This is a genomic window from Gordonia sp. SGD-V-85, assembly GCF_001456905.1.
Taxonomy (GTDB): Bacteria; Actinomycetota; Actinomycetes; order Mycobacteriales; family Mycobacteriaceae; genus Gordonia; species Gordonia hongkongensis.
In genome coordinates, this window is sequence record NZ_LNQO01000029.1 from 13,447 (window position 1) to 25,511 (window position 12,065).

10 protein-coding genes are annotated in these 12,065 nt (G+C 68.2%); 5 read left to right on the forward strand and 5 right to left on the reverse strand.

The genetic code is table 11. The annotated features are described in order from the left end of the window. Window positions 1-5: 5 nt before the first annotated feature. The 3 genes from AS181_RS22640 to AS181_RS22650 are packed head-to-tail and all read right to left on the reverse strand — an operon-like array spanning window position 6 to window position 6,215. Complete coding sequence (locus AS181_RS22640) at window positions 6-1,754, reverse strand: (2,3-dihydroxybenzoyl)adenylate synthase (protein ID WP_058253745.1); 1,749 nt, start codon at window positions 1,752-1,754, stop codon at window positions 6-8. Continuing rightward, window positions 1,751-4,072, reverse strand: coding sequence for a hydantoinase B/oxoprolinase family protein (locus AS181_RS22645; protein WP_058253746.1), 2,322 nt, complete (start codon window positions 4,070-4,072; stop codon window positions 1,751-1,753). Before AS181_RS22645 ends, AS181_RS22640 begins: the two co-directional genes overlap by 4 nt. Before the next feature lie 34 nt (window positions 4,073-4,106). Further along, window positions 4,107-6,215 carry a hydantoinase/oxoprolinase family protein gene (locus AS181_RS22650; RefSeq protein WP_058253747.1) on the reverse strand — a complete coding sequence of 703 codons (2,109 nt, stop codon included), beginning with the start codon at window positions 6,213-6,215 and terminating at the stop codon, window positions 4,107-4,109. Window positions 6,216-6,479: 264 nt separating this feature from the next. Here AS181_RS22650 and AS181_RS22655 point away from each other — a divergent pair, with 264 nt between their 5' ends. Genes AS181_RS22655 through AS181_RS22670 form a run of 4 tightly spaced genes read left to right on the forward strand, consistent with a single transcriptional unit; the run spans window position 6,480 to window position 9,414 of the window. Beyond that, window positions 6,480-7,235, forward strand: a complete 756-nt coding sequence (locus AS181_RS22655) for a maleate cis-trans isomerase family protein (RefSeq protein WP_058253748.1) — start codon at window positions 6,480-6,482, stop codon at window positions 7,233-7,235. Between the two features lie 30 nt (window positions 7,236-7,265). Further along, window positions 7,266-7,928, forward strand: coding sequence for a VOC family protein (locus tag AS181_RS22660; protein ID WP_058253749.1), 663 nt, complete (start codon window positions 7,266-7,268; stop codon window positions 7,926-7,928). Further along, window positions 7,925-8,170 carry a hypothetical protein gene (locus AS181_RS22665; RefSeq protein ID WP_058253750.1) on the forward strand — a complete coding sequence of 82 codons (246 nt, stop codon included), beginning with the start codon at window positions 7,925-7,927 and terminating at the stop codon, window positions 8,168-8,170. Before AS181_RS22660 ends, AS181_RS22665 begins: the two co-directional genes overlap by 4 nt. Next, complete coding sequence (locus AS181_RS22670; RefSeq protein ID WP_058253751.1) at window positions 8,167-9,414, forward strand: hypothetical protein; 1,248 nt, start codon at window positions 8,167-8,169, stop codon at window positions 9,412-9,414. Before AS181_RS22665 ends, AS181_RS22670 begins: the two co-directional genes overlap by 4 nt. 261 nt (window positions 9,415-9,675) lie before the next feature. On the opposite strand, the gene AS181_RS22675 is transcribed toward AS181_RS22670, so the two are convergent. Then, window positions 9,676-9,951 carry a hypothetical protein gene (locus tag AS181_RS22675; protein ID WP_058253752.1) on the reverse strand — a complete coding sequence of 92 codons (276 nt, stop codon included), beginning with the start codon at window positions 9,949-9,951 and terminating at the stop codon, window positions 9,676-9,678. Between the two features lie 81 nt (window positions 9,952-10,032). Further along, on the reverse strand, window positions 10,033-11,028 hold the full coding sequence (locus AS181_RS22680; protein ID WP_058253753.1) for a stage II sporulation protein M: 996 nt from the start codon (window positions 11,026-11,028) through the stop codon (window positions 10,033-10,035). 111 nt (window positions 11,029-11,139) lie between these two features. Here AS181_RS22680 and AS181_RS22685 point away from each other — a divergent pair, with 111 nt between their 5' ends. Next, window positions 11,140-12,024 carry an RDD family protein gene (locus AS181_RS22685; protein WP_058253754.1) on the forward strand — a complete coding sequence of 295 codons (885 nt, stop codon included), beginning with the start codon at window positions 11,140-11,142 and terminating at the stop codon, window positions 12,022-12,024. Window positions 12,025-12,065: the final 41 nt, after the last annotated feature.

Below are 12,065 nucleotides of genomic sequence, written 5' to 3' on the forward strand. Positions count from 1 at the left end.
GTTCCTCACTGGTCTGCGCCCGAGGGCGCGGCGGCGGACCCGGCGTCGGCGTCGAGCTTGGCCACGACATCGGCGCGGAGTCGTTTCTTGTCGATCTTCCCGACGTTCGTCTGGGGCAGTTGCGGCACGAGCTCGAGTCGCTCGGGCCACTTGAACTTGGCCACGCCAAGCGATTCCAGGTGGGCCTGGACGCTCTCCATCGACACCTGCCGGTCGTCGGCGGTCACGAGGTACGCGCAGGTCCGCTCTCCCAGACGCGGATCCGGCATCGCGACGACCGCGGCGTTGCGCACCTGCGGATGGGTGACGAGCAACTGCTCGACCTCTTCGGCGTTGATCTTCTCGCCGCCGCGGTTGATGAGGTCCTTGATCCGTCCCTCGATGGACAGGTGGCGCACCCCGTCGATCACCACGACCTTCGCGAGATCCCCGGTCCGATAGAAGCCCTCGGACGTGAACGCGGTCCGATTGTGCTCGGCCGCATCGAAGTAGCCAGGAATGGTGTACGGGCCTCGGCACGACAATTCGCCGACCGCGCCGTCGGGCAGCTCGGTCTCCGTACCGGGTTCGAGGATGCGGATCTCGTCGCCGGCCGCGATCGGGGTACCGACGGTGGTCTGGCGGACCCCATCGGACGAGTCGCGTGGGGACACCGTGAACAGGCCTTCGGACATACCGAAGAGCTGTCCGACCCAGCGCTTCTCCCCGCCGGCTCGGTCGAAGAGCTCACGACTCGGCTTCGCCCCGGACAGGATCACGGTGCGCAAGAAGGCGCTCGGTGCGTCGAAGTCCGGACCGGTGACGGCCTGATAATGCCCGTGCCCGATCAGGACGTCCGTCGCCTGTTCACGTGCCATGAGCGGGAACGCCTTCGACACGTCCGCGGTCGCGAGGACGAGGCAACCACCCACCGAGTGTGCGGCGTGCAGGCCGCAGCTGATGCCCGCGTTGTGGATGATCGGGATCAGATGGGCGACCCGGGTCTCCTCGGTCCAACCGAGGCGCCGGGCGTACAGCAGGGCGTTGTCCCAGTACTCGACGTGCAGCCGCGGAATGACCTTCGGCACACCGGTCGTGCCGCCGGACAGCTGGAACGCACACACGTCGAGCGGATCGACGTCGGCCTGGATCGCGGCGGTCCGCGCTCGTGCCTCCGCGGGCGCGATTCCGGAGCCGAGCGCCTCCACCCGGTTCACGTCGTCCCCGACGCCGTCGGGCGCCCCGATGGTGAGGATCGTCCGCAGGGTCGGATGTCCCTGCGCCTGCCGCCGGGCGAACTCGACGAGGTCGAAACCGAGCCCCGCTTCGACGACGTGACCGACCGCCCCGACCACACGGGAGATGTGACCGATCTCGTGCGCCCGATGAGCCGCGAGTGTCGCCACCGGGACCAGGCCCGCTTTGAGACACGCGTACCAGACGAGCACGGTCTCGATCCGATTCCCCGCCTGGAACAGCACGGGATCACCGGGTCGCAGCCCGAGATCGAGGAGGCCCGACGCCAGCTGGTCGGTGCGAAGACCCAACTCGGCGTAGGTCATCGACGCCACATCGGTGACGACTGCGGGGCGGTCGGGGAAACGGTCGACGGTGTCCTGCAACCGGTCGGCCAGTGGGCGATCGGTCCACTCCCCCGCCCGCCGGTAGGCCGCCGCGCGATCCGCGGGATACCCGACCAGGCGATCACCCCACCGGGCCCGACCCGGTGGGGCCGCGCCGTCCGAGGGGCGGTCGGGGATGGAGGTCACCGTCATCGACCCGCCACCGCCGGGATGAGCTGGGCGAGTTCGGCGACGCGGTCGGGATGGTCGACCGGCACGATGCCCGAGTAGATGGCCGTGAAGCACCCGGGACAGCACTGCTGCCGGAAGACGACCTCGGTGTCGACGTACTCGCCCGGATCGGAGGTGACCTGCGGACCGGCGTCGCTCGACGGACCGTCGTAGCGCGCCAGGTCGAGCCGCCCGGACTTGCTGTCGCCCAGCAGTCTTCCGCAGTGGGCGCATCCCACCACGCGGGAATCGCCGATGGTGACCTCGACCAGGTTGTCGTCGAGTCGTCGAGCGGAACTCAGATCGAGGGTCGCCTCTTGTCCGCTGGGGATCTCGGAGCGGGTACGCCGCATCTCCAGCAATTCCGCCCGCTTCCGCTCCGTGCCCGAGCCGTCGACCTCGCCGGCGGTGAGCACGACGCCGTACGCGTCTTCGGCACCCGCGGGGGTCACCTTCCCGTTGCGCACATCGGCGGCCACGGCCTCCGGTTCCCGGCGAAGCGGATCGCCGTAACCGCCGCCACCCTGCCAGTGCATGTACAGCACCTCACCGGGGGCGAGGTAACTCTCGTCGTAGCACGCGCCGATCTCCTTCGCACCGGCCAGCTCGTCGAGCGTCCCCGGAATCCGGCCCTGCGCCAACAGTTCCTGTACGCCAGAGTCACGTGCCAGGATCTCCAGGCCGGTGTTGCCGGGCAGTCCGCCGGCGAGTCCGGCGTTCTGCGCGACGGCCTTGCCCGCCGAGGCGAAGACGAGACCCATCGGCAGACTCGTCCCGTACGGGGTGACCGCGAGCGACGCCGACACGCCGCCACGGTGCCGCCCCGGACCGCCGGAGTCCGGCTCTTCCCGACGCCACAGGGTGAGCAGCGGGTAGAGGAACTCGGTCATCTCGGTGTCGGGGATACGGCCCATCGGGATGCAGAAGAGGCCGCCCGTGTCCATGCCGTCGGCGACGGGCCGCGCACCGTACCCGCCGGCCATCGGCTCCATCATGATGTTGAGGAACGGCACCGGTTGTTCGCCGCGCTCGTCGAGGCCCGCGACCACCGCGGTGTCCCACGTCCCGCAGCACGATGCCTGCACGTTCTTGCCGAACTCGAGGTGGCGATCCAGCATCTGGGCCAGACACTCAGCGATCAGGTTGCCGGTGAGCCACGCCGGGCCGATCGGCCCGCGACTCACCGCCGCCGGGAAGGTGGCGTTGTTGATCGTCCCCTCCTCCGCGACCAGGTCGAAGCACCGCATCAGCCCGCCGGCCGACCAGGGGATGTCACCGGCGAGGATGGGGAGCAGCGCCAGCATCACCCCGCCGCGCATGCCCGCGTACGTGCAGTTGATGACGCCCGTCTGCGGGTCGGTGCCGGTGAAGTCGAACTCGAGGTGATCGTCGGTCTTGGTCATCGCGACGGTGATCTTGTGGACGCCGCGGTCGCCGGTCTGGGACTGGTCCTGGTAACCGGTGGCGTGCCACGTCCCGTCCGGGAGGTCGGACAGCTTGGACCGCAACCGCCCCTCGGCGTCGGACATCATCCGCTTCATGACGGCCTTGACCGTGTCCGCGCCGTACTGCTCGATGACGGCGAGCAACCGGTCACGGCCCACGCTGTTCGCGCCGATCTTGGCCCGTAGGTCGAGACCCACCAGCATGGGAACCCGACTGCGCCGTACCCAGACGTCGGCGACGTCCCGCTGCAGTTCGTAGTCGCGGACCACCTTGATCGGCGGTGTCGGAAGCGATTCGGAGAACACGTCTTTGGCGGCCGGGTCGAAGGAACCCAGTCCCGACCCACCGAGATCGGGCTCGTGGCAGATCGCGCTCGTCCAGGCGAACAGCTTCCCGTCGTGGAAGACGGGTTGGTAGACGATCACGTCGCTCTGGTGGAGTCCGCCGCCGACCCACGGGTCGTTGCAGAGGAACATGTCACCCTCGGCGATCCCGGGATTGAGCGAACGATGTTGCAGCGTCCAGTAGATGGCGAGGTCCACCGCGCCGACGAGCATCGTGTTGTACAGCCCGACCTGGACCTCTTGGCCCAGTTCGTCGCTGACCGCGAAGTCGAAGTCGTTGGCGTCGGTCACGATCGGCGATCCCGACATCCGTTTGAGGGCTTCGCCCATCTCGTCGGTGACCGACCACAGCCGGTGCCGGATCACCTCGTAGGTGAGCGGGTCGAGTGCATCGATCTGTTCCTGCGAGACGGTGTGCACCGGCAACGACGGCGGCAGCGACCGGGCCAGCGCGTCGAGATCGGTGGGTCGGCTCGAGAAGACCTCCGAGCCGGGAATGGGTGCGGTCATGAGAGCGACTCCTGTGATTGCTGCGTGTGGTCGGTCATGCGGGATCGACGGTGATGTTCAGGTTGCCGAGGCGGTCGATCTCACCGGTGGTGTCGTGCGGGACCACCACCGTCGTGGTGGGCACCTCGATGACGGCGGGACCGCGGATGATGTGGCCGGCCCGCAGTCCGGCGTAGTCGTAGATGTCGGTGTCGACGAAGCCGCGTCGGCCGTCGAGGCAGACCTTCCGCACACCCACGTGCGCCGACGACGGATCGGTGGTGTTGGCGGTTGCCAGTTCGGGCAGCTCCGGCGAGAACGGCAGGACCCCCGTGCCGCGGACCCGGTAGGTGATGGCCTGGATGCCCGCCTCGCGGAGTCCGCTGTCCTTCCCGTACAGGTCGGCATACTTCTTCTCAAACGCTTCTGCGGCGGCGACGATCTCGGTCGACGTCAGCGAACCGTCCGGCAGCGGGGTCGCGACCTCGGCCAGCTGCATGGTGTAGCGCATGTCGATCTCGCGCTCGATCTCGACGGAGGCGAACTGCAGGCCCTGCCGGTCGAGCTGACCCCGCACCTGCTCCTCGAGCAGCTTGAAGTTCTCCTCCACCCGGGCCGGGTCGAGCGGCATCGCCGCCGGGTCCGAGAGTTCCTTGGCGAGAACGATGTTCGACGACGCGAGACCGTAAGCCGAGAACGCCGAGGCCACCTGGCCCAGCGGGACGACGACCCTGGACACCCCGATCTCCTGCGCGTACAGCCCGCAATGAGCGGGACCCGAGCCGCCGAAGGCGTAGATGATGAAGTTGCGGGGGTCGTGGCCGGCCTCGACGACGGTCTTGCGCAGGAGATCGCCGGTCTGGGCGTTCTGCACCGCGTAGATGGCCGCGGCGGCGTCCTCGACCGAGAGGCCGAGCGGTTCGGCGATGCGCGTACGGATGGCTTCGCGGGCGAGATTCAGGTCCAAAGCCTTGCGGCCGCCGAGAAGGCCGCGCTCAGGCAGGATTCCGAGCACGAGGTTGGCGTCGGTGTTCGTTGGTTCGGTACCGCCCTGTCCGTAGCAGGCCGGGCCCGGAACGGCTTGCGCGCTGTGGGGGCCGATCTGCAGGTTGCCGCCGGCATCGAGCCAGGCGATCGCGCCACCGCCGGCGCCGATCGCATGAACCTCGAGGGTGGGCACGTTGATCGGATGGTGATTGATGATCGTCGTCGACGATCGCACCGGCTCCCCGTCGACGACGAGCCCGACGAGGAACGTCGTGCCGCCCGCGTCGGTGGCGATGATGTTGTCGTGGCCCAGTTGCCGACCGAGGGACACCGATCCGACCACGCCGCCGGTGAGCACCGAACCCACCGTCGAGATGGCATTTCCCGGGGCCTCCGATGCGGCCACTGCGCCGCCGTTGCTCTGCATGACGAGCAAGGGGCCGGCCAGCTTGTGCTCCCGCAGTCTGCCCTCGAGCTCGCCGAGATAGTCCCGGAGGCCCGGACCGATCTGGGTGCTCATGACCGTGGTCGCGTTGCGGGCGAACTCACGGATGCGGGGGCTGACCTCGCTCGACAGCGAGACGAAGACGCTCGGATCGATCTCGGCGACGATCTCGCGAATCCGCTGCTCGTGTACGGGGTTGCGGAACGACCACAGCAGCGACACGGCGATCGCGGAGATTCCGTCGTCGAGCAGTTGCCGGACCGTGGTCCGGACCTCGTCCTCGTCGAGTGCGACGACGACACGGCCGTCCCGGTCGATTCGCTCGGTGACCTCGAGCGCATGCCGCTTGTGGATCAACCCATGAGACTTGCTCTGCGCGAGCACATTCTGCAGTTGCTCCGGTGAACGACCAAGGTAGCGACCCTCGACGTTCATGATGAAGATCGAGTCGCGGTGCCCCTTGGTGGTGATGAATCCGACGTCCGGCACTCGGCCCATGACCAGCGCGTTCAGCGACGACGTGGTGCCGTGCGCGATGTGGTGGGTGTCGGCGAGCATGTCGTCGAGTGGACGTCCCAACTGCTCGGCGAGAACGGTCAGGACATCCATCACCCCGGCCGAGTAGTCCGGCGGAGTGGATGGCGCCTTCCCCGCGACGACCAAGCCGTTGCCGTCGTCGAGGACGGCGTCGGTGAACGTCCCGCCGACGTCCACACCGATCACGTATGCCATGGCCAGGTACTCCTTCGTTGTCCGGGCTGCGAGGCCCCTTCAGGTCCGTTTACGTTGGCGTTGAGTATTCGACGCAATCGATCACCTGTCAAGCATTTGTTATGAGCTGGATCACCATTGAGTGTCCCCCAGTCACCTATCGCTGCAGGTCAGACCCACCATGACAAACGCCTTGACGAATCATCATTGGCGTCGAATAATAATCGTCAACGTCAACTTGGCGTGAACGGCCCTCTGCGGGCCGCGATCGAAAGGACCGGACCCATGGGTGTCCACCGCATCGGCCTCGTCGTGCCGAGTTCGAACGTCACGGTCGAGACCGAGATGCCTGCCCTCCTGAACCGGCACCCGACCTCGCAGTTCTCGTTCCACTCGACCCGGATGAGGATGCACACGGTGTCCCCGGAACAGCTCGCCGCGATGAACGCACAACGCGAACGCTGCGTTCTCGAGATCGCCGACGCCTCACCGGAGGTGATCCTCTACGCCTGCCTGGTGGCGCTGATGGTCGGCGGGCCGGGTGAACACCAGCGCGTCGAGGGTGCCGTCGCGGAACAGCTGGCCACCGGCGGCTCCGACGCGATCATCCGGTCGAGCGCAGGTGCCCTGGTCGAGGCGCTCCGTGCACTGGACGCCCGACGCATTGCCCTCGTGACCCCCTACCTCCGGCCGCTCGCCGAGAAGGTCGTCGAGTACCTGGACGCCGAGGGCTTCGAGGTGATGGACTGGCGGGCCCTCGAAGTCGCGGACAACGCCGAGGTGGGATGTATCCCCGGCGAACGCGTGATGACCGCCGCCCGGTCCCTCGAACTGGACGGTGTCGACGCGCTGGTGTTGTCCTGCTGTGTCCAGATGCCGTCCCTGGATCTGATCGACGACGCCGAACGCGAGTTCGGCCTGCCCGTGCTGTCGGCTGCGACAGCCGGCGCGTACAGCATTCTGCGCGGACTCGGCCTGCCCGCTTCCATCGAGGGCGCGGGCAGCCTGCTGCGCGCCGACATCGCCACCGTCCCTGCCTGATCACCCACCCCGATCATCCTGGAGTACCCCATGAATCCACTGCCCCACAGAGTCCGCGGCGTCGATCACGTCGCCTACCCCACCTTCGACCCGGCGGCCACGGTCCGCTTCTACCGCGACGTCCTCGGCTTCCCGGTCGTGCACTCGATCTGCGCGGCCGGCTGGGGACCCGACAAGCATCCCGACTTCATCCACTTCTTCTTCGACATCGGCAACGACGACCGGCTCGCGTTCTTCTACTACTTCGGACTGGAGCCGTTCGACGGTGGCCCCCAGGGTGATTCGTACTCACGCTTCGCCGAGGACGTACCGATCTGGTTCATCCGCTCGCGTCACCTCGCCATACACGTCGACGACGAGACCGATCTGCTGGAGTACCGGCGACGGCTGGATGCCAGCGAATGGCCGGTCGAGATGCAGATCCAACACGAGACGATCGAGTCGATCTACACCCACGACCCGAACGGGTACATGATCGAGATCACGCGTGCGATGCGGGCCGTCACGCCGCAGGAGGACCTCGACGCCAACCTGACCATCGAGGCCCTCATCGACGTGGTCTCGCAACCGAATCCGAGCATGGACGCGCTTCTCATGCGCAAGGCCGAGCGGATCGTCGAACGGGCTGCGGCCTGGCAGGACGAGCACACCGCCGGCGACGTACTCGCCGCCGAGGAGGCGACCGTCCGATGACCACGCTGTTCGTCCTCGACGTCCCGGAGAACAAGGCCGTCGCGGCGGTCGCCGGCGAAGCGCCGGGTGTTTCGGTGGATCATGTCGGACCCTATTTCCGGATCACCGCCGACGACACCATCGTCATCGACCGGCGGGCCACCGGGTGTCGCCACGCCGTCTGGTACAGCAGCGTCGCCGGGCTCCTCGACTCGCGAATAGTGCAGTGGGACAAGGACGCACTGAAGGTCGCACCGCGATGACCGCCCCCACCGCCGCGGGCACGAGCCGACTGGGAGCGGGTCGTTACATCGACGCCGCCGAGCAACCGGCGAACACCACGACCTCCGTGCACGAACTGACCACCGCCGACGGCGCCAAGGTCACCGGGGTTCTGCGCACTGTCCCCGGCGCGACCGTCGTCGTCGCCCTCATGCATCCGCGGCAGGACCTGACACACCATGTACTCGTCCCCGAACTGCTCGCCCGCGGGTTCGCGGTGTGGACGCAGGGCACGCGTTCGGTCAACAACGACCTCACCCTCGTCCACGAGCAGGCCATCCTCGACGCCGCGGCGGGACAGGTCTTCCTGCGCGAACGTGACTTCGGATCTGTGCTCACATTGGGCCATTCGGGTGGCGGCGCCCTGTTCGCCTTCTACCACGAGCAGGCCGGACTGGCGCCCGGCGATCGGCTGACCACGACTCCCGCCGGCCGACCCGTGGACCTGGCCGGTGCCGACATGCCGGTCCCCGACGGCGCCATCTTCCTCGCGCCTCATCCCGGTCAAGGCGAACTGCTGCTGCGCCTCATCGACCCATCGGTCACCGACGAGGACGATCCGCTCGCTGCCGACCCCTCGCTGAATCCGTTCGAGCCCGCCAACGGTTACGCGGAGCCTCCGGAAAGCTCCTCGTACGCACCGGATTTCGTCGAGCGGTACCGCGCCGCCCAACGCGCCCGGGTCGAACGACTCGACACCGTCGCGCGGGATCTGGTCGCCGAAACCGCGCGCGCACGAGCACGTTTCGCAGAAAGCGACGACCCGGACGACCGTCGGGCCTCGCTCGCCCCGCGCATCATGACTATCTACCGGACCGACGCCGACCTGCGGTTCCTCGATCAGTCCCTGAGCCCCAACGACCGGCCCTACGGGTCGCTGTTCGGTCGGCGTCCCGACCTCACGGATTACGGCCTGGTCGGGTTCGGTCGGCTGGCGACCCCCGACGCGTGGCTGTCCACCTGGTCTGGCCTGTCGAGCAACGCCGGATTCCTCCGATGCGCGCCCGGTGTCCGGGTTCCCGCGCTCTTCGTCGAGCTCACCGGCGACCAAGCGTGCTTCCCCGAGGATGCGGTGGCGATGGTGAACGCCCTCGGCGCGGACGATGTCACGCACGTCCGCGTCGAGGGAACCCACTTCGGCGGTCCGATCCGCCGAGGGGCCCCGACCGGCGCGAGCCTGGCCGCCGCCCAGATCGGGGGGTGGCTCGCGCAACGGTTCTCGTGAGGCCGACCTGCTCCCTGATCCGAAAGAACGACCTGCCCCCTGGTTCCTAGCCCGAGAGGTGCCGTCCCCTCTGCTCCCTGAGGTGCGAGGAGCGCAAGCCGCCGGGCCGAGCAAGCGACGAAGGAGCGCGTCGAGGTCGACGAGCCACGAAGGGCCTGGTGAGACGCCTTGCGAGACCCTTCGTGACGCGCCCTCCGCAAGCTCCGGGCGCTCCTCAGGGAGCACTGGTCAGGTCAATCTTTCGGATTGAGGAGCAAAGGATCACTTCTTCGCGAGAGCCGCCCGGTAACCGAGGAACCCGACGTAACCGGCCAGCCCGGCCAGGCCCAGCCGGCGGGTCCGCGGCGACACCAGTGCGAGGCCGATGGCGGTCTCGCAGGCACCGTTGCGGTAGGTCCAGGCGGTGGTGTCGTCGGGGAACACCGGCTCGGTGATCGGGGCGAAGATCTCGGGCTTGATGAAGTGCGCAACCCCGGTGGCGGCCAGTCCCCCGCCCAGCAGCGAAACAGCGTCGAGTGATCCCTTGCGAGTTGCCATCAGAGTGTTCCCCTTCGTCGTCGTCGACTCTCCCCGGTGATCGTAGGCGTCGTTCCATTCCGGTTCGACGTCGACGGGCCGCTATCTCGCCGTCGGGACGGTGAGCCCGCGAGCTGCCTCGTCGAGATCGCCGGTGTCGCCGTACTCGTACGCGCGGCGACCGGCGACGAAGACGTACGCCATGAACAGCGTCCACGCCGTCACGCCGATCCCGATCCGGGCCCAGGTCGGCAGCGGGGACGGCGTGACGAACGCTTCGATGACCCCGCACAGCAGCAGCACGACGACCAGACCCAGCGCGACACCGACCGCTGCTCGGCCCTCCTCCCCGAGAGCCGTTGCACGCGTTCGATTTCCCGGGGCCACCCACGCCCAGAAGATCCGCAGACCGACTCCCGCGGCGACGAACAGGCAGGTCAGTTCGAGCATTCCGTGCGGCAGGATCAGTCCGAAGAACAGATCACCACGACCGTGCCGGATCATGATCGACGCCACGACCACCAGATTGAGGATGTTCGTGTGAAGCATCCAGATCACCGGAAACCCGAAGACGCCTAGGGCGATACACAGGGCGGCCAGCCAGAAGTTGTTGGTCCACACGCGGGCGGCGAACGAGGTCGCCTCGTATTCGCTGTAGTAGTTCTCGAAGTCGTTGGTGACGAGACGCTCGATCTCCGCGGGCGACGCGAACGAACTCTCGATCCGCGGGTGCGCCAGGACCCACCACGTCATGACCGCAGCCGCCCCGAGCGATCCGCCCATCACCGAGATCCACCACCAGCGCATCCGGTACAGGGCCGCGGGGAACGACCGGGTGAAGAACTCGATCACCGTCGCCGGCGTGCTGACCCGGGTTCCGGTCGCGCGACCGCGGGCGCGGGCCAGGAGGGCCGACAGGTATGCCACCAGCGAGGCATCGGGCGCCGTCGAGCGGATGACCGACAGGTGGGTGGCCACCCGCTGGTAGGTGTCGATCATCTCGTCGGCCTCGGCACCGGTGAGTCGGCGGCGCCGCGAGAGCGCGTCAAGCCGCTCCCACGTCGCGCGGTGCGCGGACACATAGGCGTCGAGATCCACTCGGCCAGCGTATCGGGCATTCTCGCCTCCGCGGCACGTGTCATTCAGCGGACGTCGGGGCTGTGAGTTCCCGATGCCCTGTCGACGAATTGCGTCGTAGGGTGAGGCGTGATGTCTCGTCCAGTGCCGCCTCGGCCCCCCGCGGGCCCGGGCGCACCCGTCGCCGGCCGACCCGGTCCGGTCGCGTGGGGCGCGGGCGCCACGACGACGGTCGGAGTCGGACGCAACGACCTCGTCTCCGGCGAGGCGGTCGCTCTCGCACTCCCGCCGGCGAACCTCGGCTACCGGATTCTCTCCGGCATCATCGACGTCCTGCTGGGGTTCGGACTGTGGTTGTTCCTGTGGTGGTTGTCGTTCAAGGTCGCCGGCGAGGCGAGCGAGGCGTGGCGGGGAACCATCAACACCCTGATCCCGATCGTCGCCGTCGTCGCACTCCCGACGCTGCTGGAGACCGTGACCCCGGGGAAGACCGTGGGACACCTCGTCCTGGGCCTCCGAACAGTCCGCGATGACGCGGGCCCGACCGGGTTCCGCCACTCCCTGACCCGAGCACTCGTCGGCTTCGTCGAACTGTATGCGTGCCTGGGACTCCCAGCGCTGATCTCGGCGGCCATCTCGCGCAAGAGCAAGCGCCTGGGCGACCTGCTCGCCGGGACCTACGTCATCCGCGACCGCCACCGGCTCGTCGAGCAGGCACCCGTCGAGATGCCACCCGGCCTGCACTCGTGGGCCGTGTCCGCCGACATGGCCGCCCTCCCCGACCCACTCGCGGTGATCATCCGCCAGTTCCTCAACGGCCGCCACGGCATGAAGCCCGAGCCGAGAGCCCATGCCGCCCGGAGGATCGTGTTCGACGTCGCGCCGTTCGTCGCACCCGCTCCCCCGCCCGGCGCCCCGTTCGAAGACGTGTTGTCGGCGATCATAGCCGAGCGCCGCCGCCGCGACGCCGAACGGCTCGCGCGCGAAGCCGCACTGCGCCAACGTCTCCTGCGCTGATCTGTGCTGCGACCCGCCGAGGCGGCGCGGCGCACCCGGAT